The organism is Leptospira sp. WS58.C1, assembly GCF_040833995.1.
In the GTDB taxonomy this organism is placed as follows: domain Bacteria; phylum Spirochaetota; class Leptospiria; order Leptospirales; family Leptospiraceae; genus Leptospira_B; species Leptospira_B cinconiae.
In genome coordinates this window covers 3665158-3690160 of sequence record NZ_CP162137.1, presented here as the reverse complement: position 1 = coordinate 3690160, position 25003 = coordinate 3665158, and the positions used below count along the sequence as shown (strand labels likewise).

Genomic DNA, 25003 nt, shown 5'->3' with positions numbered 1-25003 from the left:
ACATTAAATCCATTCTTTTTTCTACGAGGAAGCGGGTAAAGCGCTCATTCTATAATATTCTTGACAAAGTATCATACCATACAGGGTATAGATTATGGAATTAGATGAAATAAGAAAACAGCTTACTCATAGACTACATAGGATCAAGGGCCAATTAGACGCGATCGAGAAGAATCTGTACAATAAAGATGACGATTGTGAAAAGACCATAATTCTTCTAAAGGCTTCCAGCCAGGCTTTAAAGAAATTCGGAGAAGCTTATGTACAGGATTATATGGATAAATGTTTCTCCGAAAAAAAAGCTCCTTCTTCCATCCAAAAAAACCTAAAAAAAGCGATTAAAGCCGCTTTTTCTCTCTAATCTCTTCCTTTCATCCTTTTTCAGCCCCGATTAGGCTCTGTCCTTTTCGGGCTTGAGCAATATCAAATCTTTACTCTCGATTTTTTGTTGACATTCAGCATACCCCTATGGGTATATGGAAATGATCATACCTATGGGGGTATATGGAATGAGTGAATCAAACGCAAAAATTTGGTATTTGGAGCGGATCCTATTCTTAATCGGAGGATCGGTTTCTTTGTTGGGTCTCTTAATCGCGTATTTTATCAGTCCTTGGGGACTGGTACTGAATATTTTAGCGAGTATCAACATGATCCTATTCTCGTTAGTCGGTTTTTGCCCCATGGCTTTTATCCTGACTCGACTTGGAGTACCTCGTAAATGCGAGGCTATTAGGTAAAAATTTATGAAAATTCGGTCCCTTGGTTCGCTTTTAGTAACTGGAACGTTAATTGTCACTCCGTTGTGGGGGGATATTTTTGGAGAGGTTTTGGAATTTTCTTCCGTATGGGAAAAGGTCGCCGCAAATTCGCCTTCTCTCAGAACGAAGAATTTGGAAATAGAGGCTGCAAGGTCTGCGAGCGATCGGGCCGGATTACATTGGTTTCCGAAATTATATACGGATGTTCGGACTTACCAAACTGACGATCCTATTTTGAATTTTACGGGAAAGTTGGGACAAAGGTCGGCAACCCAATCCGATTTTTCGACTGCGAGTAATCGTTCTAACCTTTCCAACTTTTTAGATTCGAATAATCAGTTATATCAGAATCTTAATCCGAATTCGGCAAATATCTTCGCCAAAGACACTTTGAATCGCCCAGGAAGTAACGGTTATTCCAGAGGAACCATAGGTCTGGAATTTCCACTCTATGAAGGCGGTTCAAAGGAGGCTTTTAAGGAAATAAAAGAAAAGGAATTACAAGCGCAAATACATGAGTCGGAATATTTTAATAAAACATTATATATTCAGACAGCCATTGCGTTCAGATCATCGTTGATCTTTTCCGAGGGAGTGAAGGAGCGAGAGAAAATACTTCGGCAATTGAGTTCATTTTCGAGTACATATAGACTCGATTCGTTTTCGAATCCTGTAGGACATTCAGGCTCCTTGGCGTTAAAATCCGTTCAGCTTAGGCTTATTTCTGAGATAAAGGAGAAAGATCTTTATAAAAAAGAGTCTTTGGAATCGATAAAAATCATGTCGGGCGGAGTTCTCGATAATCTCCAGCCTTCGGAATCCTCTTTAGCCAAATTTTATGACGAAAATTTACCCCTCTCGGTTTCCGCTTCCGAAGTCAGGACTCCCGTTTCGAAAATGTTAGAATCATATTCAGGTATCTCTAAAGATAAAGTTTCTATGGAGAATTCCAAATTTTTGCCGAAAGTCGGTGTTTATGCCGAGGCGTACGGTTATGCCGGCGATCGAAATTTTGCGAATTCATACAATGCGGGAGTTTATCTTCAGATGAACTTATTGAATCCAACGGATATCGGTTCCAAAAAGGAGGCGGAAATCCAAGCAAAGGCCGCGGAAACCAAATGGAAAGAAGCGCGGCTGAAAGAAAATTCAGAGTTCAAAATTCTTTCCGAAAAGGAAAGGGTACTTTTTCAGGCGGGGAAAGATTCCGAAGAATCCTATCGCATTCAGTACGAACAACTGATCCTTTCTCAGACTTTATTCAAAAGAGGTAATATTCCAGCGACGTCTCTTGCGGAAAGTTTTTCTAGGACCGCGGACGCTCTTACTAGGAAAGAATACATAGATCTAGAATATTTGAGAACTCGCGCCCAACTAACTCTTTATTCGGGAGATAACAATGCATCAGGAAACTAAAAAAGATAATGCGGAAGGATTTGCGGGAGTTCTCGCGGGAAAATTCATCCGTTCAAAACTGACTCCGATCTTCGCAGCTGTTAGCATTTTTGCGGGAATATTGGCCGTGTATCTTACACCAAAAGAAGAAGAACCGCAAATTTCCGTTCCGATGGTCGACATAGCTTTCTTTTCCCCCCAATATTCGGCAAAAGAAATGGAGAGAAAAGTAACCGAAGTCGTGGAAAGAGCTGTTTGGGGATTGGAGGGAGTGGAGTTCGTATATTCCGCGACGCAAGACCATAAATCAATGATTACCGTACGATTTAAAGTAGGGGAACCTTTAGAACCTTCCTTAGTGAAGGTGCATCATAAAATTTTAGGGATAAAAAATCAACTTCCTCCGAACACTTCCGAGCCATCCGTTAATTCGTTTACGATCGACGATGTTCCTTTCTTAGCATTTACTTTTAGCTCTACGGAAAAAGATGACTATTCCCTTCGCAGCTTGATCGCTCCTCTCGCGCGTGAACTATCTTCAACGCCGGACCTTTCAAAAGTGGAATTGTTGGGTGGCCGAAAGAAATCGGTACGGGTAATTGCCGATCCGGATCGGATGAGACAATACGGTGTCGATTTTCTTCAATTATCCGAAAGTTTGAAGATGAACTCTTCGGATTTCCCTGCCGGAAAAAACTGGGATCCCAAAAAAGTTTACGATATCGAAATAGGATCCTCCATTCGAAACGAGAATGATCTCAAACAAATACCCGTGAAACAAAGCTGGGGGAGAGTGATAAAGTTAGGAGATATCGCTCGAATTTATGAAGGACCTGAAGAAAGAACGAGGCAGTCTTTATTCTTTCTGAAAGAAAATCCGAATACGGCGGAGAATGCTGTTACGATAGTTTTTTCGAAAAGAAAGGGAACTAACGTGGAGGCTCTTGCCGGCATTATTCGGGAACGGGCAAACGAATTTGCAAAGGACCTTCCTAAAGAAGTAAAATTGACAGTTGTCCGCGATTACGGTCTTACGGCCGGTTTGAAATCGAAAGAATTGATCGAACATTTATTGATTGCAACGATATCCGTTTCGGTATTGATCGCACTGTGGATGGGCTTTCGCGCTTCCCTTGTTGTATTTGTCGCAATCCCGGTCACTTTGGCTCTCACATTATTTATTTATTATTTTCTAAACTATACTCTCAATCGGGTAACTTTGTTCGCTCTCATTTTTTCTATCGGTATTTTAGTAGATGATGCGATCGTAGTCGTGGAAAATATTGAAAGGCACCTTTCTTTTGCCGGGAAAAGAGGGAAGGTCAAGGCCATTTTGGATGCGGTTTCGGAAGTAGGAAATCCAACGATCCTTGCTACGTTTACTGTGATTGCCGCTATTCTTCCTATGGCATTTGTCCGAGGACTGATGGGCCCATATATGAAACCGATACCGGTAGGAGCGAGTCTTGCCATGATCCTATCGCTCATAGTTGCATTTTCTGTCATCCCTTGGGTTAGTTTAAGGCTGCTGAAAGAGCATACCGGATCGGAATCCGAAAGAAAAATATCTAAGTTAGACGCCTTATATCTAAGGATTGCCGGTTGGCTTTTGCAATCCAAGAAAAACTTGGCGAAAATGGTTCTGTTAATTCTGGTTCTATTTTCGATCGCTGTCTCTCTTGTCGCTTTTAAGATCGTGAAAGTAAAAATGCTACCATTCGACGACAAGGACGAGTTCCAAATTCTCTTGGACTATGATCCTCGAACTCCCCTTTCCAAAACAGTAGAGTTAAGTTCCGATCTTGCGAAGCGGCTTTTAGCGGAGGAGAACGTTGAGAAGATCCAAATTTTTGCGGGAGAGCCTGCACCCTTCTCTTTTTCCGGAATGGTTAAGCATACCTTTTTACGAAGAGATGAATGGAAAGCTGATTTGCATATCGTTCTTAAGGAAAAGGATTCTAGAAAGAAAAAAAGTCATGAGATCATAGAATCGATCCGCCCCATTCTGAAACAATTCAGCAGTGAGAACACCGTTCTGAGTAAAGTTCTAGAAATACCACCTGGACCGCCTGTACTATCGACACTCGTTGTAGAAATCTACGGTCCTAGTGAAAAAGAAAGGATCCGCGTTGCCAAAGAAATCCGATCCATTGCTGAAAATCAAGAAGGGATTGTGGACTTGGATTCCAGTCTTTCCGAAACAAGACCCAAGATAAAGGTTCCTTTCGAATTCGGAAAAGGAGGAATAGTTGGAATTCCTTCTTACATACTAGCACGTAATGCCGGATTCTTTTTTGGAGAAAATTCGATATTCTATCTTTCGGAATCGGAACATCCCGAGGATATTTCCGTCGACCTTTCCGTTCCAAACGATTTCCGATCTTCTCCTAGGTCGTTTTCCAATTGGGATCTATCTTCCCAATACGGGGGTTCGGTTTCTCCTAAGTTCCTGATCGGTAAGGAAGAAATCTCACCTTCTAAGATACTACATCGTAAAAACTTAAAACCGCTGGAGTACGTTACTGCGGAGTTTTCAGGAAAAGAAGAAGCTCCAGTATACGGGATCCTTTCCCTTACCCCGAAAATACAATATCCGATATTCACTTCGGAAGTTCCGTGGAACACGAAACATCCCGTAATAAAATGGGATGGGGAATGGTACATAACGTATGAGGTCTTTCGGGATCTTGGTGGTGCGTTCGCCGTCGTTATGGTACTGATCTATATTCTCGTTTTAGGATGGTTCCAAGATTATAAACTCCCCATCATTATTATGGCTCCGATCCCTATCTCTTTAATAGGGATCATACCGGGACATTTGATTTCAGGAGCGTATTTCACAGCCACTTCCATGATCGGATTCATTGCCGGGGCAGGGATAATAGTTCGGAACTCCATCATTCTGGTGGATTTTATACAAGCCGAATTGGAAGCGGGCAAACCGTTGAAAAAAGCGGTATTGGATGCCGGCGTAGTAAGGTTCCGTCCAATGTTTTTAACTGCGGCAGCAGTGATTGTCGGAGCATCCGTAATGTTGTTCGATCCTATTTTCCAGGGTCTCGCGGTGTCTTTGATTTTCGGTGAGATCGCTGCAACAGTGCTCAGTAGATTTGTGGTACCCGCGTTTTACTATTGGTTTTCCGGAAAGAAGGAGTAAAAACTAAACGAAAGATATATTCTAATTTTTTAATAAATACCTAGAGGAGAATGTGTATGAGAACTTTAATTTTGGGGGGTGGGATATCCGGACATACCGCCGGAACACTTCTGAAAAAGTACGTAAAGAATAAGCATGAAGTAGTGGTAATTACACCGAACTCACACTGGAATTGGATCCCTTCCAATATTTGGGTCGGAGTAGGTGCAATGAAACCCTCTCAAGTCACATTCGCATTGAAACCGGTTTACGACAAATTAGGAATACGGTACATACAAGCGAAAGCGATTAGTATACATCCCGAAGGTGGCACTCACAGAAACAAACCTTACGTGACGATCGAATATGTCGCGGGAGAGAAACAAGGAAAGAGTGAGGAGATCGAATACGACTTCTGTGTGAACGCAACCGGTCCCAAACTGAATTTCGATGCAACTCCGGGTTTGAGTCCTCAGTTCGGAAATAGTTTATCCGTTTGCACTTATTCTCACGCAGAAGAAGCGGGTAAAAAATTAAAAGAAGTGATACAACGAATGAAATCCGGAGAAACTCTCAACTTTGTGATCGGAACTGGGCACGGGATGTGCACTTGCCAAGGAGCCGCGTTCGAATATTTATTTAATGTGGATTATGAACTGCGTAAGGCAGGAGTACGGGACCGAGCTCGATTGCTGTGGATCTCGAATGAGTATGAATTAGGTGATTTTGGTATGGGTGGAATGCACCTAGAACAAGGCGGCTATATCACCAGTAGCAAAATTTTCGCAGAGTCCTTGTTTGCAGAAAGGGATATTCAGTGGAAGACCCGCGCTCACGTTACAAAGGTAGAAAAGGGATCGATCCATTATGTAACGTTAGAAGGTGAATCCGGATTCGTCCGCAGCGATTTTGCGATGTTGATCCCTCCTTTTTCCGGAGTAGGATTAAAAGCATATTCCAGATCCGGTCAAGATATCACCGAAACTCTCTTTGCTCCAAATGGAATGATGAAAGTCGATGCGAATTACCAAGCGAAGCCATTCGAACAATGGATGCCGGAAGATTGGCCGCGAACCTATCAATCACCTTCGTATCAGAACTTATTCGCTATCGGGATTGCCTTTGCTCCACCTCATCCTATATCCAAGGTGATGAAAACGGAAGAAGGAGTCCAAATTTCATCTACTCCTCCTCGCACGGGGATGCCTTCTGCAACCATGGGTCGCGCCGTAGCAAGAAGTATAGCGGACATGATCTTAAAAGGAAAACCCTCTCCGAGCCATACCGCTTCGATGGCAGAGATGGGAGCGGCTTGTGTCGCATCGGCCGGTAAAGGATTATTCGACGGAACAGCAGTGTCCATGACAGTTTATCCGGTAGTCCCTGACTACAAAAAGTACCCAAAATTCGGGAGATCTTTGAGGTATACAACCGGAGAGATTGGCTTAGCTGGACATTGGATCAAGTTGCTACTACATTACTTATTCCTTTATAAAGCCAAGACCAAACCGGGATGGTGGGCTATTCCAGAATAAAGCAGGAGATAAAATAATGAAGGAACCGACGGAAAAAGAATGGGTTCCCCTTGAAAATGCAAAACTTAGAGAAGCATACACCCAAGGGGATTTTACCTCTGTACCGGGAAAATCGGTACTCAGATTGCGGACGTGTATTCCATGGCAAATCTGGAGATTTATTTGGATTAACTTTCGTATGACGCTTATGATACTTAAATCGCATCATTAAGGTCGGAAAGTTCCTTGGAACTACTTTGAAAGTTTTTTTGCCGAAGAAGGGACTCGCCGTTTCGCAATCTCACATCCTGTTCGATTGGGCTCCACGGCGTCTTTCTTGCGTCTTCGTCCATCCATGGACTCAGATCGCGTTTGCGACGTTCCCTAAGGGTCACTGCAAACACTCTCGCTCGAAAGCTTCGAATCCCTTAGATCTTAATTTAGTTTAAGTGCAATTTTTTGCCGAAGAAGGGACTCGAACCCCCACGGTGTTACCCGCTGGTACCTGAAACCAGTGCGTCTACCAATTCCGCCACTTCGGCTAGTGGTTGGCGGGATTTCTACCCCTTGGGATAATTTTGGCTCCGGGGACTTTCCGTCAGCTTATTTTTGGAATTCATTGACACGATAATTAATAGGAAAGTAGGGTCAGGATATAATGAAAGAAGAACGCAAAACTTCGGAGACGGACATCAAGCTCTCCCTGAATATTCGGGGTACGGGAAATTATAAATTCGATACTCAAATTCCGTTCTTCGAGCATATGCTTTCTCACGTTTCTAAACATGGCCTTCTGGATATAGATCTTTGGTTGCGAGGCGACATAGAAATCGATTGCCACCATAGTGTCGAGGACACTGCAATTCTTCTTGGCTCTACTCTTCACAAACAATTGGGAGATAAGGCTGGCATCAGAAGATATGGTCATTACACTCTTCCTATGGATGAGGTTCTCACGACTGTTGCTGTTGATCTGGGCGGTAGATATTATTATAAGTATACCGGTCCGGAACTTGCGGGAAAGTTCGGAATTTACGATGCTGAGTTGTCGTTGGAATTCCTACAGAAGTTCGCTTTGAATGCGAAGATGAATCTCCATGTCCACGTTCATTACGGAGAAAATCGTCATCATATCCATGAATCTATTTTTAAAGCTTTTGGTAAGGCCTTGAGAATGGCGATCGAAATAGATCCTGCTGCAGGCGGTGCAATCCCTTCTACCAAAGGTGTTTTGGAATGATAGCCGTTCTCGATTATGGAATGGGGAATATTCACTCTTGCTTAAAAGCGATCTCTCTTTTCACTAAAGATTTTTCTTATACTAAGGAGCCTTCCGTTTTGCAAGAAGCGGATGCGATCATTCTTCCTGGCGACGGTCATTTTGATAAGGCCATGAGAAATCTGAATGAGTCCGGTTTAAGGAGCTTCGTGGACGATCATGTGAAGACAGGAAAACCATTGTTCGGGATTTGTATCGGATTCCAAATTTTATTCGAAGATTCCGACGAGGTTGTTTCCGGAAATAAGAATGAGACCGTTCCAGGGCTTGGCTATATCAAAGGTAAGATCCGAAAGTTTAAGGGAAAAAACTACAAGGTTCCTCATATCGGCTGGAATAAATTATATAAAAGAAATCCTTCCAAAAGTAATTTATTGAAAAATTTGGAAGACGAATCCTTCGCCTATTTTATACACTCCTATCGTCCCGTTGGAGTGGAGAGTTCCGCTATCACCGGCTTCTGCGATTATTATGGGGAGAAGTTCCCCGCAGTGGTCGAAAAAGGAAACGTTTTCGGAACACAATTCCATCCCGAAAAATCCTATTCCTTCGGTCTAAAGATCCTGGAGAACTTTATTCGATCCTTATGATTTTAATTCCAGCCATTGATTTGTTGGATAATTGCGCCGTTAGATTATTCAAAGGTAAATACGAAGAAAAAACGGTCTACTCAACCGAACCTTGGAAACTTGCAGAAGGTTTCGAGAGAAATGGTGCTACTCTTTTACATCTTGTGGACCTTAACGGTGCAAGAAATCAGATCGGCATCAATACGGAATCTATTTCAAAAATTCGTAAATCTTCTAATTTAAAGATCCAGCTAGGTGGAGGGATCCGAGATAAGGAGAAGTTGGAATATTACGATTCGATTGGTATTGATCGTTTTATTCTCGGAACCGCCGCAGTAAACAATCCGGAACTTCTGGATTTCGCTCTTAAAAAATACGGAGAAGATAGGGTTGTTGTGGCAGTGGATGCTAGAGACGGTATCGTCAAAATTGCAGGTTGGGAAGTGGATTCAGGTGTGAAATATCTGGACCTTCTGGAAAAGATGCAGCAAGCAGGGATCCGTAATATTATTTTTACGGATATCGCACAAGATGGAACATTGGCGGGTCCAAACCTTAACGCATATAAGGAAATTTTAAGCAGATATAATTTTCAGGTAATCGCATCCGGCGGTATTTCTTCTTTGAAAGATATTATGGCATTATCCGCATTGGGTACATCGGTTTCTATGTATGGAGTGATTACCGGGAAAGCTTTATATGAAGGTAAAATAGATCTGGCTGAAGCGATCACAAGCCTGGGCTCCGATTAATTTTAAATTCCCTTTTATAACTTCAGATCGGCTTATTTTTTCTTTCCTTATGCCTTCCATGTACGTATAAAGGTATTTTGTAATCGGAGTCCCGAATGAAAAAACTATCTCATAGCTATATTCTTGCCGCAATTTCCGGTATAGCGGCGTTTATCTCGTTCTTATTGATACGAAAATATTTCGGCGGAGAAACCGCTGATGGACTCGCCCAATCTCTTTGCGATGCTGTAAGCGAGACAGGCTCTTGTTCCAAAGTTTCCGAAAGTAGCATTTCTGCGATCAGAGATGTTCCTTGGTTCGGAGATCTTCCAATAGCTCTTTTCGGTTTCGCATTTTACGGATTTGTTACATACCTTTTTATAAGATCAGAGAAAAACCCGGAAAATAGAGAAGGTTATCTTCTTCTTTCTTTTTATATTTTGCTTCTAGGACTGGTGGTCGACCTCGGATTATTTTCTGCTTCAGTATTTTATATAGATGCGATTTGCGGGCTCTGTGCGGCTACGTGGATATTAACCTTAATCTTGGTTGTAGGGACATTTTTCCAAATTAAAAACTATCAGGACAAGTCTTTGAAAAAAGCGTTCAGTGTTTTCCAACTGGAGGGTTTAAATACTTATATAGTAGTTTTATTATTCTTAGCAGCTGGTCAGATCGGAGGAAAGTCTTTCCACGATTCTTTAGTAGATGGAGAACATACAGGTGTCGCTCAGATCCAAAAACAATTGGCTGATTACGAAAAGGCACCGGTCGTATCCATCGATCTACAAGGTTCTTCGATACAAGGAGATCCTAACGCTCCGATCACGATCGTAAAATTTGCGGACTTCAATTGTGGTCACTGTATGGATACTTCTCACATCTTAAAAAGAGTTTTGAGAGACTATCCTGGACTCGTAAAGATCGTTTATAAAAATTTTCCCTTGGACGCAAACTGTAACCGTTTAGTACAATCTCCTCGTCCTGACGCAAGTTCCTGTGTGGCCGCTTCTGCTGCGATATGTGCGGATAAACAAAATAAGTTTCCGGCAGTGTACGAAGGGCTTTACAGAAATACGGAAAATCGTATCGCTCATTCTCCTGCATCCGTGTTGAGTTTGGCTCAGCAAGAAGGACTGGATATGAACCAGTTCCGCGCTTGTTTGTCTTCTCCTGCGGTCCGCAATCAGATCAATAAGGAAGTGGATGATGCTGCTAAAGTGGAGATCCATAGCACGCCTAGTTTATTTATTAATAATAAACCGATACAGAGTGGAACTCCGAAAGAAGCTTTCCTAAGAGCTTTGATCGAAAGTTTGATCAAAAAGGTCTGAGGTTTTCAGTGTCGGAAGCAGCCGAAGTTTTCAAAAAGAATTTTCATTGTAGGAACTGCGGCTCTTCCATTCTTTCCGATTCGGAAAAATGTTTGTTTTGTGGATCTTATCAGTTACCCGGTCGGATCCCGTTTTTCAAATTTTTATCCGAAAGTAGATTATTTCGGACGACTATTTTTTTTCCATTCTCCGCTTTGATCTCTTTTGCACTTCCGATCGTATTCACAATGTATCCGATCCCTTTTTTAGATTGGTCTTGGATACTTATCATTTCCTTTTTCTTTTTTACATTTTCCGTCTTCGGATTTGTTTCGGAATGGATCTTCTTAAACAAGGTTAAAGGAGATGCAAAAGACTTTAGAGAAGGATTTTTCGAATGGCAAAAAACTTTGTATCTTCGAAACCCTTATCTTTCCTATTTCGGAATGTTCTTATTCGTATGTGTACCTTTATTAAATTGGGAAAATCATTTTTCTTTTGCGGCATCCTCATCCGCGATCTGGACACTATTACTCGTATTTTTATCTAAAATCCTGATCCCACTTTTCTAAACATCGGAGCATTATCCATGGTGAAGAAGATCTTCATTATCTCTATATCGACGATTGGCGTAATTTTACTTTCCATCGGAATATTAGTTTGGCATACGATTAATTTCCGGCCGATCACATTAGGTTTATATTATGAAAAGATTTTTTGGGAGAATGTTCTGGATGATCCGGAAACCCTAACTTCTCTCAGAATTTTGGATTCCTGGGGGATCACTTCTCATAATTATAAATGGTCCGACTCTTCTCCAGAAAAGGAAATGGAAAGGGCGGATAAAGCAAAAAGGGATCTGGAGACTTTGAGGACTTATGACCCTTCCGGACTAAGCGGAGAAGACAAGATCTATTATAAGGCTTTGGAGTGGGATCTGGAACTTGCGGCGGATTATGAAAGATATATTTATAATTCTTATCCGGTAAATCAGCTTTTTGGAGTCCAAAATCATATTCCTTCCTTCTTGGCAACTTCTCATATGATAGAAGATTATGAAGATGTAGATTCATATATTGCGAGGCTACAAGGAATTTCCGAAAAGTTAGAACAAGTGATCCGAGGTTTGGAGGTCAGGCAATCCAACGGAGTAATCCCCCCCGATTTCATTTTAAGAAGAGTCTTGGATGAATTGAAAAATTTCAGGGTAAAAAATCCTGAAGAGAATATTCTGTATGTTAGCCTTCGCAAAAAATTAGAGAAGAATGATGAGATCGTATCAGAACGAAAAACTTCTTCTTTGGCGGAAGTAAAAAAAATTTTAGAAAGTTCCGTTTATCCCGCTTATTCTAAACTTCAAAATTTTCTAGAACAACAACTTAAATCTGCCGATAGTAAAGCCGGAGTATGGAAACTTCCGAACGGCGATAAATATTACGAACATACATTAAAATATCATACTACTACAAATCTTTCTCCGGAGGAAGTTCACTCTATAGGACTCTCGGAAGTAGCAAGAATACAAACCGAAATGAGATCTATTTTGGAAACTTCCGGAATCAAAGTTTCCAATCTTCAAGCTACCATGAAACAACTGAGAGAAAAACCTGAGTTCCAATTTCCAAACACTCCGGAAGGAAAAGAAAAGGTTATAGAGGTATACAAAGAGATCCTAAAGGAATCCATTGAAAGATCCAAACCTATTTTTCCGTCTTGGCCGAAGGCAAAAGTACAGGTAGAAAGAATTCCGGAATTTAAAGAAGCAGGAGCGCCTGGGGCTTATTATGAAGAACCCAGTCTGGATGGAAAACGCCCCGGTGTATTCTACGCAAATCTTCGCGACCTAAAAGAAATTCCTAAGTTCGGAATGAATACATTAACATATCATGAAACAATCCCGGGACATCATTTGCAGATCGCTTGGTCCCAAGAATTGACTTCTGCGCCGCGAAAATTAAGAACAACACATTTTACCGCGTTTGTAGAAGGTTGGGCATTGTATGCAGAAAGACTCGCGAAAGATTATAATTTTTACTCCGACCCTTTTATAGATCTTGGAAGGCTACAAGCCGAATTGTTCAGAGCAGTTCGTTTGGTTGTGGATACGGGGATCCATTACAAACGTTGGAGCAGAGAAGATGCGATCCGTTATATGTCGGACAATACCGGCATGGCTCCTAAAGAAGTTTCCGCCGAGATCGAAAGATATATCGTTTATCCAGGACAAGCCTGCTCTTACAAGATCGGAATGATCTCCTTCTTAAAAATGAGAGAGGATTGGAAATCGGTCAAAGGAGAAGCTTTCGATATCAAAGAATATCACGGCTTCGTTTTAGGAAAAGGTTCTCTTCCTCTAGAAATTTTAGAAAATGCTTCGAAGGAAGAATTGGGACTCGTTCCTAAAAACTAAAGTTTCGGATTATGATTTAATGTCTTAGTCTTTCCTGTAGGGAAGGACTGCAAAATAGCCGCATGTAGAAATTCCCTTGCTTTTGCTACAGACTCGGAAAGAGGGAATCCTTGTGCAAGATAGGAAGCGATCGCGGAAGAATATGTGCATCCGGTTCCATGAGGATTAAAATCCTCAATAAAAGGTTTCGCATACTTAAAGGTTTCTCCATTCGGAATTCCTAATACGTCTAAAGCCTCTTTGGAATTTTTGATATGACCACCTTTTAATAAAATAGGCACCTTTAATCTTTTAGAAAGAGAAACCGCTTCCGACTCCATGGATCCGGTTTTGATAATTTCTGCGGAGCCTAAAATTTTCGCCTCGTCCAGGTTTGGAGTGACGACACTCGCCATTGGAACCAATTCGGAAATCAAAGATTGAATTGCTCCGTCTTGCAAAAGTTTCGCACCGCTTGTTGCCACCATCACGGGATCTAAAACTAACTCGAAGTTTTGTCCTTTGGCTCTGTATTCGTTTAAAATTTTAGAAATTCTCCGGATTAGGCTTTCTGAAAATAACATTCCGGTTTTGATCGCTTTTACAGGGAAATAAGAAAGTACAGCTAAGAGTTGTTTTTCTAAAAAGTCGGGATCTACTTCTAAAATGCCCGCGACGCCGTCCGGATTTTGCGCGGTCAAACATGTGATTACGGATGTTCCGAAAGATCCGGTAGAGTTGAACGTTTTTAGATCGGCTTGGATCCCTGCTCCACCTCCGGAGTCTGAACCTGCGATCGTTAATACTACCGGCTTTTGCATTTGAGACCTTACGATAAATTATTCAGGCCAGCCGAATCGTTTCCAATCCACGACCTCTTCTCTAGAAAATTTGATACCTTCGGATTCTAAAAGTTTTTTTTGAAGGATGGCTCTAGGTGTATCACCTCTATGGGAAATTTTTCCCATACTATTGATGACTCTTTGCCAAGGAACTTTCTGTTCTTGACCCTTTTTCAAAGCGTTTAAGGCGTAACCAACTGCTCTGGCGGCTCTAGGTTTGCCGATCAGAATAGCGATCCTGCCGTAGCTGGTGACTTTTCCTTTCGGGACTTTCTTTACGATTTTATAAACTAGTTCGTAAAAATTCTCCGCTTTTAGTTCTATTCTTTTCTTTTTAGGTTTTGCACTCATACTGCGGGTTTTTCTAAATTTGTTTCCGCATTCGGTTGGGGAGGTCTAAGCGGCAATTCTACTTTGAAGACCGTTTTTCCAGGCATGGATTCCACAGTGATCTTTCCTTTGTGTTTTTCCACGATCCCTTTTACTATGCCTAAACCGAGTCCGGAACCTTCTCCCTGATCTTTTGTAGTGAAGAATGGATCCCAGATCCTGTCTTTGATGGAAGGATCAATCCCAGGGCCGTCGTCTTGCACTTCTATCGTTACTGTGTCGCCTGAAGAATACGCAGATAATTCGATCGTGCCTTGTCCCCGGATTGCTTGGTTTGCATTTTGTATAAGATTGGTCCAGACTTGGTTCAATTCATCCGGATTACATACAACTTTCGGAATAGTGGAGAAGTTCTTTTTCACTTCCACACCGTACTTAAGTTGGTTGTTCATGATCACCAAAGTATTTTCGATACCTTCTATCAGGTCGGCGCTTGTGAAAGATTTGCTTTGGTCCAGGTGAGAATAATATTTTAACGCTTTTACGATCCTAACTATATTTTTTATAGAATATTTAATATTCTTAATATTGCGGCTCGTATTGGATGCGTGTTTAAGCATTTCATATCCGGGTTTGGCTCCTTGGGCCAGAATTTCCAAGATGTACTTTCTCACCTCCATGATATCGTTTTCGATGATGAAAGAAGCAACTTCCCCCGCTAGGGAAACTTCTACCCCCATTTCGATCATTTCTTCTTTCAATTCTCTTTTGATCCGGAATTTGTCTTTGGATTCCATTGCCTGACTTTTTTTCCGGTCTCTTAAGATATGAAGAAGGGCGACTTCGAACGATTTTCTTAACTTCTTATTTCTTGCGAATCTGACTATTTCGAATACGTTCTTTACGATATAATTCATATTCGATTCTAAATTATCCGCGGAACCGTTAATAACCCCTGCCGGAGTATTGATCTCGTGTGCGATCCCTGCAACCATAGTTCCTAGAGAAGCCATCTTTTCGGACATGATCAGTTGAGATTGGGCGTTCTCCAGTTCTTGCGTTCTATGTCTTACTTTTTCTTCAAGGGTTTCCGTTAATTCTATTAGTCTTTCGTAAAAAATGGAATTGGAAAGCGACATTACCGAAACGGAACGCATTTCATTCAGTTTTTCCAGCTCGGAAGCGGTGTACTTTCTTCCATCGTTTTTAGGACCTAAAACCAACATGCCTAAAAGGCTTTTGTTTAAGATAAAAGGAACAAGAAGATCGGCCTTTGTTTTTGCTGTGAAAGAAAGTGCATGTTCCTTGATTTGTTGTAGTTTTACGTTATCGATAAATTCTTCCGAATAAAAAATTTTATCGTGTTCAGTGATCCATAATAGGAAGGGATCGAAAATGTAAAAATGATCTTCTCCGGAATCCCTTGGATACGGGGAAAATTTTCCAAGATCCTCTCTCCATAAATAAATTTTCGCCCGACTTGTGCTGATGATACTTGGGAGAAATTTTAGGATTTTATCGCATACACTTTCCGTGATGTTGGTTGCAATCAGATCACTTTTGAATTTATCTAACGAAGAAAGGTATTTTACATATTCGTGGTCTGTCAGTTTGGAAAGAGCAGATGATAAGTTCCATGAAGGTCCGAATTCATTGAACCAGATCCAAACGAAAACGGCAGCCAAAGTGGTAAAAGGCAAACTGATGAGAAGCACGATAGTACGATCAGGATCCAAGGATCTGAAATCCAAACCGAATATTAGCGCCGATTGCAGAAGGAATGCGGCTAAAACAAGACCGAATATCGGTCCGAATTTGCGTATGATTTTCATCGCGTGCCTGTAAAATTAGGCTTAAGAATGTCTACTTCCACGAATCCAGTAAAGGAGTTTTTTACGATAGCGAGGGTCTTCGGAGCCTTCTATGATTTATATTCTCCGGAAAGAGGAAGGGTAAGAGCTGTACTTCGAGGGAGACTCAGAAATATCTCCTCAAAAGAAAGACATCCCTTTGTAGTAGGCGACAGGGTTTACGCGATGGAATCAGGCGGAGAATGGGCCATCGAAGAGAGATTAGCCCGCAAAAACGAACTTTTGCGTAAGAGTAAAGAGGGGGATGCACAAGTTCTCTGTGCAAACGTGGATCAAATCGCGGTTCTTGCCTCTTTAAAAGATCCGGAAACCAAAGACGGATTTTTAGATCGTTGTTTGGCGGCCGCGTATCTCTCCCAGGTACCTCCCCTAATTGTATTCACAAAATTGGACCTAGTGGATCGAGAAACGGCCATTAAACGTTCTTCCGTTTATAAAGATCTAGGTTATGAGGTGATTATGGTTTCTTGTCAGACCGGCCAGGGTCTAGAAGAACTGTACTCCAAGTTTTCTTCCAAAACCACCTACTTAGTCGGAAATTCCGGAGTCGGAAAATCTAGCTTAGTAAACGTCTTATCGGATAGGGAATTGCAAAAAACCTCGCAGGTCAGTTTTTCCACTAAGAAGGGTAAACATACGACGACAAACTCGAACTTTTTAGTCCTGGAAGATAATATCGTTTTAATCGATTCTCCGGGCATCAAAGAATGGGGGATCTTACATTTGTCGAAAGGTGAAATCCTAGAAAGTTACCCGGAATTGAGAAAGTATAAAGAAGAATGTGACATTTCCGATTGTTGTGACGCGGGCCCGGGATGCAAAATGTTGTTTTCTATCGGAGAAGCGACCGATATAAGTACGGAAAGAAAAAAGAGCCTGGAATCTATGCTTGCAAGCTTGGAAAACCCGTTTAGAATCACACGTAGAGATCACCTAAAGAATGAAAGTAAATCCTAAATCGGTAGAATACAACTCGATCGAAGAGGTTTTAAATTTCGTACGTATTTACGATGCCGGAAATATGTTACGTTTCCTAAATGCGATCGAAGACAATAGCGGTAACATTCTTGTAAAAGAAGAAGTCCAGGTAAAAGAATCTGCTCTTACCAGACTGAAAGAAATTAAGGGTCAGTACAATCCCGAATTTAAAATAAAATTAACCAAAGAATTAACCGGTCAGATACAGGACAAGTTGGCTGAAAAGATTGTCCAGCAACTCAAGCAAACGGATAAGAAATTCTTAAAGTTCATGTACGAAGAGAATAAATTCAACTATAAGGGAATTATTCGTAACGGGATCAATAATAAGAAACATTTACTTGCACTTTTTAAGGTATACGAATCAAATCCTCCATTTTTCAAACATATCTGCGAACTAGGTTTACTTGCTTTGGGGATCGTTCTCATTCCGGATGCCCTCAAATATAAAATGTTACGTAGGTATTCTTTTCTTGGTGGGATCTTTATGGATATCGCTAGAGTATCCGGGGATCATTGGAATCGGCCTTTTCCGGATGATACCGAAAAAACTAGGATCGCAAAACAATGCGCTAACTTCATGCAAAAGTTGGACCTCCCTGAATTCGTATGTTCTGCCGCTTCGAACCACGTTCCACTCGGATTACAGGATAATGTGGAAGTAGTCACAGCAGGTCCTAAAAAATCGGATCGGGAAAATCCGGATGAAACGTTTTTTTCCGAGTTGATGGTCGATGATGGGGAAAGTGATTCTACTCCTGACGACGATGAAGACGCAGGGCTACCCGATAAATCGGAAGATGTGCTACGAGAACTTCTCACGGATTCCTTAAAGATCGCTCGGTATATCCATACTGTTAGTTCCTTTACTCATGATAAAGAATATGTAATGGAAGAATTGGTCTACTTCTTGGCATATAACACTTCTAGGGGTTACTTCAATGAAGTGCTTGCCAATCCTTTGGTAAATTTATTCAAACAATTTGAAGAAAACGTAAAGCGTATGCGTAAGTTGGCGGAAGTGGAGATGCAATGTCTTCATCCACCGGCCGCTTGGGCATACCCAAAACCTAAGGCAAGCCAAGTGTTATGTAAGAATAAAGTCTGGGATTGCCCGAATATAGTGCAAGGTTGGGATATTCACGTTATCTCATCTCAAGAGGCTTTCGGTTGGGTGGGTTCCAGTCTGAACGCGGATCATTATCCGAAATGCAAACTGGAAGAAGAACTGGATTCTTTACCCGAAATAGAGCCTAAAAAAGCTGAGAAAAAATAGAATTCGTTCGTAAATAAATAACCCTTAAGGGTTATTTTTCAGGCTTTCAAACCTAAACTGCCAAAGGGGCATTCTTTGGAAATTTTTTTCCAAGGCAAATCTTTTGCTTTTTGTAAAATGGTTTAAACAGAAGTATTGGTAAAAAGTCCTTGTTAGTTTGTTATATCTAGAGGATTCTTAAGCTTAAAAAGCGGGGGAGAATATATGTTAAAAAGTAAAAACACCCTAATTCTAATGACTCTACTAGCAATCGGTTATCTGATCGCTTGTAGTCCTAAAACAAGCAGTGGCCAAGTAAAATCGGAAGCGGTGTCTTCTGCTGCTAAGATCGTTTGGTTGAATGGAGATGTAAAAGTCCAGTCCGCCGAAGGTGAAAAAAAAGCCGAATTCGGTCAGACAGTAACTGCTGCTGATACGATTCTAACCGGTAAGAACGGATCCGTAGAGATCATGGTTGCCGAAAGCGGTATCATCAAGGTTTCCAAAGAGAGTGAAGTTTCTATCGCAGCTCTAGTGGGAGACGAAGGAACTAACGTTAAGGTCAATCTGAACTACGGAAGGATCGTAACCCTAGTTCGTAAAGAGAACAAGACCTCCGATTTCAGTGTAGTGACTCCTACCGCTCTCGCGGGAGTTCGTGGAACTACCTTCTTAACTTCTGTTGAAAATCCAACAGGCAAAAAAGTGAACTGCGCAGAAGAACATTGTGATGTTAAATTCGCGGTTTTAGAAGGTTCGGTCGCAGTATCTAAGGTTGGAGAAGAATCGGAAGTCATCCTGGAGAGAAACAGGGAGATTACCCTGAAAAAGAACCAAAAGTTGACCGAAAAATTGATCCTTTCTTTGAGACCTGAGTCCGTTAAAGAACTGAAAGGATTAATCGTTCTCAAGAAAAACGACGTTCTCGAATACAATAACCTGGTGGATGAGTTGAAAGCGTCCAGTGAAGAACTTCGTATATTAAGCCAGGCTTCCACTGTGGAAGAAGTTCGTACCCAGTTGCAAAAACGTGAAGCTACCAGAGCCAATGCGGACGAAGTAGCCAGAACCGCTCAGCAATTAAACGAAACAAAATACGTACAACAAGACGTTCAGAAGGAAAAGTTGAAACTCAACGCAAAAGAAACTTTCTAATTTAGTTTCTTCTTCTTTTCCGCTTTTCAAAAATTCTACCGAACCCCGCTATTCAGCGGGGTTTCTCTTCCTATAAATCCCTCCAAAAACAAAGGTCGTCGATAGAAACCTGATAACGAGTTTCAAGATCCGGGATCTTTCGGAATTACGCGGATACTTTATAAAGATGTCGTAATTTTGTAATTCACCTGCGGGCCAACCAAGGTCGGAAAATTCTTTCTAAAAATGCCCTCATTTTTTCCGGAACTAGGAAAAGATTTGCTAAATCAGTCCCTGAGAAATTTTTTTACGGGATGGGGAACAATTCATTTCGTAATCTTATTATATTCTCTCTTATTACGAGCCTTGGGCTTACTTGCTCCTCGGTACAGAAGCTGAACGAACCTTCTAAGCTGATACAAGAACCATATTACAAGGCGATAGGCGATTCAGAGAGCGTGTTCATTTTTCGGGAATCCGATACGGATCATAGGGTTCGTAAAACGGGACATGAGATCCCGATCTTGGCTTTCTCTCCTATCGAATATCCTAAATCAGTGGATAAAAAATTAGCCTCTTATTTCGAACAAGAGATAAGTTTGATCTGGAAGGATATCAAATTTTCGAACGCTAAAATTTCTTCGGATGTTTGGAAAGATAAGACTGGGTTAGCAAAAGAGTTGAGATCCAAGGATGTGGACGTTTTGGTTTTAGGTTCGATAAGTGAATCCGAAACAGGTTGGACTTTCAAATTCGAATTAAAAGATTCCGTGGACACAAGTTCCTATGGGGATTTTGAACTTTCATTCAAACGTCCTGTTTCAACGGAGGAAGTTGGAGCTTGGACCCAGGCGATCTTCTGGAAATCGTCCGATAGAGTAATTTCGTTAGAATCCAAACAAACTACCGTTCCGGTTTGGGATAGAAAACCGGACTTAACAAGAATTAAAGAAATCGTAAATTCTTCCGTTAAGGGAACCTTAACCGTGAGAGCTTCTTCCGGAGATACGGAGATACTTTGGAAGGGCAAGTCGTTAGGAAATACTCCATTGACTGAGGTCCCTATCCAAGAGGGGATCCAGGACATTCAAGTAGTCCTAAAGGGGAAAAAGCCGATCACTAAGACCATTCAAGTTAGAGCGGGCAAAAAAAGTTTCCTTTTTCAAGAATGGGAAGAAGATCGTACATTAGGATCCGCTAAAGTAGTCACGGTTCCTAGCGGGCTTTCCGTTTCCCTGGACGGCTACAAGCAGGGAGAAACACCATTTTATCGTAGTAGTCTAACTCCTGGAGCTTACCAGTTGGAGCTCCTAAAAGAAAGTGCGGACGGGGCTTATGTATATTACGAAGGGATCTTGGATGTAAAACCGGACCGTCTGGTGGAATTAGCGCTTCCCTATTTCGGGTACAATTTATTGTCCGAGTTAGAATTCTGGAAACCATCCGGCGAATTTGGATTTTCTCCTTTCGGGCCGAATGGTCTAGAATTCGCAAAGAAGAAAAACTTGCCCAATGGTTGGAATGGTGTGTATTCCCTTCCGTTCATTCCGGAAGAATTGGAGATTGAAGGTTACTTCTTACTTCCAGTAGATCATGGAGACGGCTCTGTGGCTGTGACGTTCCACTTGAACGGACTTTCTCTTGGAGTTGTCGCTGGAAAAGAGAAAGTTTCCGTCTTTCAATTTCCTTCCGATGGAAAAACACTCAGTACTTATCAATATCTGGATGTGGACAAGGATATTGGTCGTCCATTCTCATTCAAAACGGATATAAAAAACAAAAAACTGTCCCTATACTTAGGAAGGGATGTGGTTTGGCAGGGTGATCTACCCGCGGGAGGACTCTGGACCGTTTCCATTTTGACCAGAGGAGAGGAGTTTAGGGAAAAAACTCCCATCAAAGATCTGAAGATTCTCTATAAGGGATACAAGTGATGAATCGTATACTTTCACGTTTTTTAATATTCTCTATCGTTTCCGTTTTTGCGGTCCATTGTGCTTCGAAAGATTTCAGAAAATCGAATTCTCAAGATGCTATCCAGGAAAAGGACATTATTGCGGCTCAAAAATTAAAACAAGCGTCTAGATTGATTAACGAGGGAAACTCAGCTTTCCAGAAGGGAAAGTTCGAAGTATCTCTTTCAAAAGGAAGAGAAGCCGTAAAAGCATATCCTACCGCTGAAGGTTATTATTTAATCGGATCCTCCGAGTACCGCTTGGGTAAAACCGAAGATTCTTTAAATTCTTTAAAGAAAGGAACCGAGCTAGATCCGGAGAATGAACAAATCCTATTAACTCTCGGGATTTTATACACTTCTCAAGGAGCCAATAAAGACGCTTTAGAAGTTTATTCCAAATTAGAAAAACTTCCTAAGGTAGATGGAAGCGCTTATACATTCAAAAAGGCAGTACTATTAAAAACGATTGGAAAATACGACGAGGCATATTCCGCTCTAAAATCGATTCCGGAAGATAAGTTCAAATTTAAGGCCCAGTTGTACATGCAACTGGGAGATACTGCCGTTCAGGTGAAAGATTACGAAGCGGCAGAGGCTTATTTTGAAAAGGCAAGAAACGCGGATCCGGATCTGGCTTCCGCAAAACAATCCGCTTCGGCAACTAAGGTGGCCGGTCTATTAGAAAAAGGAAATGCCGCTTTAAAAGTAAAAAGTTACAGGGAAGCGGTCCAATATTTTACGTCCGCTACCCAATTGGATCCGAAAAATCCTTCTCCGTTTGTTTTTTTAGGAAATGCTAAAATACTTTCGAATGATACGGACGGAGCAATTAAAGCTTTCGAAACTTCTCTAAAATTAAAAGCGGACTATTTGGAAGCTTATTCCGGTCTTGCTTCGGCTTACAGCAAGTCTGGGAATAATCCGAAAGCGATTTCCGTTTTAGAAAAAGCCATTCCATTCTTCCCGAAAAACGCAACTATCTATAACCAAATCGGTTTAAACCAAAAGTCTTTAGGCGAAAATGCTAAAGCGATGGTTTCCTTCAGCAAGGCCCGTGAATTGGATCCGAACTATAAGGAACCTGTTTTGAATCTTGTGTACCTTCTTGCTTCCGAGCATAGATATAAAACGGCAAAAAATGAATTAGAAAGTTTAAAGTCCGACGAAGAGACAAAGAAGGTCGCCGCCTTCTTGGAATCTTCCGAGTTGATCCATGAAGGAGATTTACGTCTTCGTAAAGGGGATACTAAATCCGCAAAAACATATTTCGATCGTGCAAAAGCTAAAGATCAGGAAGACCCGGGAGTTTATACGGCCTATGGTCGTTTGTATCAGATCAGCGGAGATACAAAACTTTCAGAACAAAATTATTTAAAAGCTTTGAGTCTCCAAAAAGGGAATCTTCCTGCACTCCAAGGTTTAATCCGCCTTTATGCAGCTCAAAAAAATCAATCTAAAGTCGCTCAGTACACTAAAGAATTGGAAGCGATCACGGGGAATGATCCTCTATCGGGGATAGTATTAGCGAGAACTTACGAAGACAAAAAAGAATTCGATAAGGCGGAAAGTACTTATAAAAGTTTAATGAAGAAGTACCCGGACAACGAATCCATCCAATTCCGTTTGGCATTTCTTTATTATAAGATCGCTTTAGAAGAAAATGAAAAAGCAAACTATGATTCGGCAAGTTCTTGGTTGGCAAAAGCAGAAAAATTAACCAAAGATCTACCTGAGATTGCGGAAGCAAAACAAACCATAGATCAGAATCGAAAGTTTTCCGAAGTAGTTCCTGCTATACAAAAGGCCAATCGACTTTTCGACAATAAATCCTATGAAAAAGCGATCCCACTTTACCAATCCGCTTACGATAAAACAAAAAAGTTAACCTTGTATATTAAGGTAGCTGAATGTTATCTTGCAATGGGAATGGAAGAGAAAGGGATTTCTCTTCTAGAAAACTCTCCGGAGGGATCTAAAAATCTAGCTGCCCAAGAAGCTATCTACGCTTTTTTACTAAGAAAAGGGGAAGTCGAAAACGCGGAGAAAGGGTTTCAAAAGATTCTGGAAAAAAAACAGGATTCTTACTATAGCCATTATCAATTAGGCATTATCGCCCTCCAAAAGAAAAAATTCGACACAGCAATCGAGTCATTCAATCGCTCCTGGTTATTAAATCCTGAGTTTACCCCTTCTAGGATCGGCAAAGGGATCGCTTATTATAATCAGAATAAAAGTAAAGAAGCGAAAGAGGAATTCGAAAGCGCTATGAAGGCGGATTCTGAGAATGAATTGGCGCCTTACAATATTGGGATCGTCCTTTTTAACGATAATCTTCTGGAACAATCCGTTGAAATATTTAAGGAAATCATAAAGAAGAATCCTGACTTCCCGGATGCACATTTCCAACTTTCTTATATCTATTTTAAGAAAGGAGATTTGGAAGCTGCGGACGCCGAGATAGTAAAGGCTCTTGAACTCGAACGAGACGAGAAGTTCTTGCATGCCCGTATCAGGATCCTTTCAGAATTAAAGATCAAAAATCCTGCAAATCCGGAATATAAAAAACTGGTGATACAATTAGGAAGAGAACTCGCGGAAAAATTCCCGAATTCTCCCTATTCTAGCCAAGCCGAAAGATTGGTCCTATCCGATTCGGATACTCCTGTGATATTACAGCCATTTCCGAATCGTGGATCTTTGATCGGAGTTCCAGTGATCGTCAACGATCTATTATTGATGAATTACGGAACTTCCATAGAAGCTTTAGATAAAAATAGAGCGATCCGTCTTTGGAGGATCACAAGTAATAAACCTTTCCGTAATGTTCTTGCGGATCGCAGAGTATACGCATTTACGGATCGAACTCTAGAAGTCAGAGACCAAAATTCGGGCTCTCTTTTTCAAACGATTAATCTGTCTGGAATGTTCAAAAAAGCAATGGTTTCCGGTGATAGAATTTTAGTGGAAACCGAAAACTCGGCAAAAAGGACATTAACCAGTTACTCGGATACGTTCGAAGAGAATAAATCCATTCCATTGGATTCTAAAACTTGGTCCGCTTCTAAAAAGGGACAAGTGTTCTTGGTGCAATCATCTTCGAAAGAAGACAAGATCCTATATACGGATGCAAAATTAAGTAAGGATGTGGACTCTGCTTGGACCGGAACTACGAATCCAAGATTGCTTGGTGCCACGGAGGACGGCACATTCTTCCGTACGGATAAGGAGATCGTTTATATTTCCGGAAAAGGAAAAGCGACTAAGACGGAAATTTCTGACAAATCTGCAAATCTGTTCAGCGTGAGAGGAAATTCTCTCTGGTTTGCCGGTAACGATAAGATCTATCGTGTGGATGCGGATTCTTCCGGTCTGAAAGAGATCAAAATTTCGGACAAAGAAGTAGAAGGCCTTTTGCCGGGGAAAAAGAAAGATGTGATCGTATTATATAAAGATAATACGGCAATTAGATATGATGAAAAGGGAGAAACAGTCTGGACTTACAAACTAGTCCAAGATTCGGACAATGTTTACTCCTTATTGTATCACTAA

The 25003-nt window shown here is 41.3% G+C and carries 19 protein-coding genes and 1 tRNA gene; 16 read left to right on the top strand and 4 right to left on the bottom strand.

Annotation, left to right across the window (positions count from 1 at the left end):
* Positions 1 to 94 precede the first annotated feature (94 nt).
* From AB3N61_RS16920 to AB3N61_RS16900, 5 genes are all read left to right on the top strand, one after another.
* Entirely contained in the window at positions 95 to 361 is a 267-nt protein-coding gene (locus AB3N61_RS16920; protein WP_020770558.1) for a metal-sensitive transcriptional regulator, read from the top strand.
* A gap of 148 nt (positions 362 to 509) precedes the next feature.
* The gene (locus AB3N61_RS16915; protein ID WP_020770568.1) at positions 510 to 740 is read left to right on the top strand and encodes a YgaP-like transmembrane domain; all 231 of its coding nucleotides are present in this window, start codon (positions 510 to 512) and stop codon (positions 738 to 740) included.
* Between the two features lie 6 nt (positions 741 to 746).
* Complete coding sequence (locus AB3N61_RS16910; protein ID WP_367898159.1) at positions 747 to 2177, top strand: TolC family protein; 1431 nt, start codon at positions 747 to 749, stop codon at positions 2175 to 2177.
* Complete coding sequence (locus tag AB3N61_RS16905; protein ID WP_367898158.1) at positions 2161 to 5313, top strand: efflux RND transporter permease subunit; 3153 nt, start codon at positions 2161 to 2163, stop codon at positions 5311 to 5313. The genes AB3N61_RS16910 and AB3N61_RS16905 overlap by 17 nt, the downstream gene beginning before the upstream one ends.
* A gap of 56 nt (positions 5314 to 5369) precedes the next feature.
* Positions 5370 to 6827: an NAD(P)/FAD-dependent oxidoreductase gene (locus tag AB3N61_RS16900; RefSeq protein ID WP_367898157.1), complete on the top strand. Its 1458-nt coding sequence runs from the start codon at positions 5370 to 5372 to the stop codon at positions 6825 to 6827.
* A 439-nt stretch (positions 6828 to 7266) separates the two neighbouring features.
* Here AB3N61_RS16900 and AB3N61_RS16895 read toward each other — a convergent pair.
* Positions 7267 to 7348: transfer RNA gene (locus AB3N61_RS16895), tRNA-Leu, on the bottom strand.
* A 116-nt stretch (positions 7349 to 7464) separates the two neighbouring features.
* On the opposite strand from AB3N61_RS16895, the gene hisB reads away from it, so the two are divergent.
* The 6 genes from hisB (at position 7465) to AB3N61_RS16865 (ending at position 13108) form a co-directional block, all read left to right on the top strand.
* Positions 7465 to 8046, top strand: coding sequence for an imidazoleglycerol-phosphate dehydratase HisB (gene hisB, locus AB3N61_RS16890; protein ID WP_020769053.1), 582 nt, complete (start codon positions 7465 to 7467; stop codon positions 8044 to 8046).
* Positions 8043 to 8675 carry an imidazole glycerol phosphate synthase subunit HisH gene (hisH, locus tag AB3N61_RS16885; RefSeq protein ID WP_367898156.1) on the top strand — a complete coding sequence of 211 codons (633 nt, stop codon included), beginning with the start codon at positions 8043 to 8045 and terminating at the stop codon, positions 8673 to 8675. Before hisB ends, hisH begins: the two co-directional genes overlap by 4 nt.
* Entirely contained in the window at positions 8672 to 9406 is a 735-nt protein-coding gene (gene hisA / locus AB3N61_RS16880) for a 1-(5-phosphoribosyl)-5-[(5-phosphoribosylamino)methylideneamino]imidazole-4-carboxamide isomerase (RefSeq protein ID WP_036089275.1), read from the top strand. The genes hisH and hisA overlap by 4 nt, the downstream gene beginning before the upstream one ends.
* Before the next feature lie 95 nt (positions 9407 to 9501).
* Complete coding sequence (locus AB3N61_RS16875; RefSeq protein ID WP_367898155.1) at positions 9502 to 10719, top strand: thioredoxin domain-containing protein; 1218 nt, start codon at positions 9502 to 9504, stop codon at positions 10717 to 10719.
* 8 nt (positions 10720 to 10727) lie between these two features.
* Positions 10728 to 11270 (top strand): hypothetical protein, encoded by a 543-nt coding sequence (locus AB3N61_RS16870; protein ID WP_020769111.1) that lies wholly within the window; start codon positions 10728 to 10730, stop codon positions 11268 to 11270.
* Positions 11271 to 11290: 20 nt separating this feature from the next.
* Positions 11291 to 13108, top strand: coding sequence for a DUF885 domain-containing protein (locus AB3N61_RS16865; protein WP_412758416.1), 1818 nt, complete (start codon positions 11291 to 11293; stop codon positions 13106 to 13108).
* Here AB3N61_RS16865 and thiD read toward each other — a convergent pair.
* From thiD to AB3N61_RS16850, 3 genes are read right to left on the bottom strand one after another with little or no spacing between them, the layout of a single operon-like run.
* Positions 13105 to 13908: a bifunctional hydroxymethylpyrimidine kinase/phosphomethylpyrimidine kinase gene (gene thiD / locus AB3N61_RS16860; protein WP_367898153.1), complete on the bottom strand. Its 804-nt coding sequence runs from the start codon at positions 13906 to 13908 to the stop codon at positions 13105 to 13107. The genes AB3N61_RS16865 and thiD overlap by 4 nt on opposite strands.
* Positions 13909 to 13926: 18 nt before the next feature.
* On the bottom strand, positions 13927 to 14280 hold the full coding sequence (locus AB3N61_RS16855) for an MGMT family protein (protein ID WP_367898152.1): 354 nt from the start codon (positions 14278 to 14280) through the stop codon (positions 13927 to 13929).
* Positions 14277 to 16091 (bottom strand): ATP-binding protein, encoded by a 1815-nt coding sequence (locus AB3N61_RS16850; protein ID WP_367898151.1) that lies wholly within the window; start codon positions 16089 to 16091, stop codon positions 14277 to 14279. Before AB3N61_RS16850 ends, AB3N61_RS16855 begins: the two co-directional genes overlap by 4 nt.
* Positions 16092 to 16118: 27 nt before the next feature.
* Between AB3N61_RS16850 and rsgA the strand changes: the two genes are divergently transcribed.
* The 5 genes from rsgA to AB3N61_RS16825 all read left to right on the top strand — a co-directional run bounded on the left by rsgA (position 16119) and on the right by AB3N61_RS16825 (position 25003).
* On the top strand, positions 16119 to 17087 hold the full coding sequence (gene rsgA, locus AB3N61_RS16845) for a ribosome small subunit-dependent GTPase A (protein ID WP_020769307.1): 969 nt from the start codon (positions 16119 to 16121) through the stop codon (positions 17085 to 17087).
* Positions 17071 to 18384, top strand: a complete 1314-nt coding sequence (locus AB3N61_RS16840; protein ID WP_367898150.1) for a hypothetical protein — start codon at positions 17071 to 17073, stop codon at positions 18382 to 18384. The genes rsgA and AB3N61_RS16840 overlap by 17 nt, the downstream gene beginning before the upstream one ends.
* Positions 18385 to 18588: 204 nt before the next feature.
* The gene (locus AB3N61_RS16835; RefSeq protein ID WP_020769161.1) at positions 18589 to 19518 is read left to right on the top strand and encodes a FecR domain-containing protein; all 930 of its coding nucleotides are present in this window, start codon (positions 18589 to 18591) and stop codon (positions 19516 to 19518) included.
* Positions 19519 to 19811: 293 nt separating this feature from the next.
* Positions 19812 to 21431: an LIC10124 family lipoprotein gene (locus AB3N61_RS16830; protein WP_367898149.1), complete on the top strand. Its 1620-nt coding sequence runs from the start codon at positions 19812 to 19814 to the stop codon at positions 21429 to 21431.
* Entirely contained in the window at positions 21431 to 25003 is a 3573-nt protein-coding gene (locus AB3N61_RS16825; RefSeq protein WP_367898148.1) for a tetratricopeptide repeat protein, read from the top strand. The genes AB3N61_RS16830 and AB3N61_RS16825 overlap by 1 nt, the downstream gene beginning before the upstream one ends.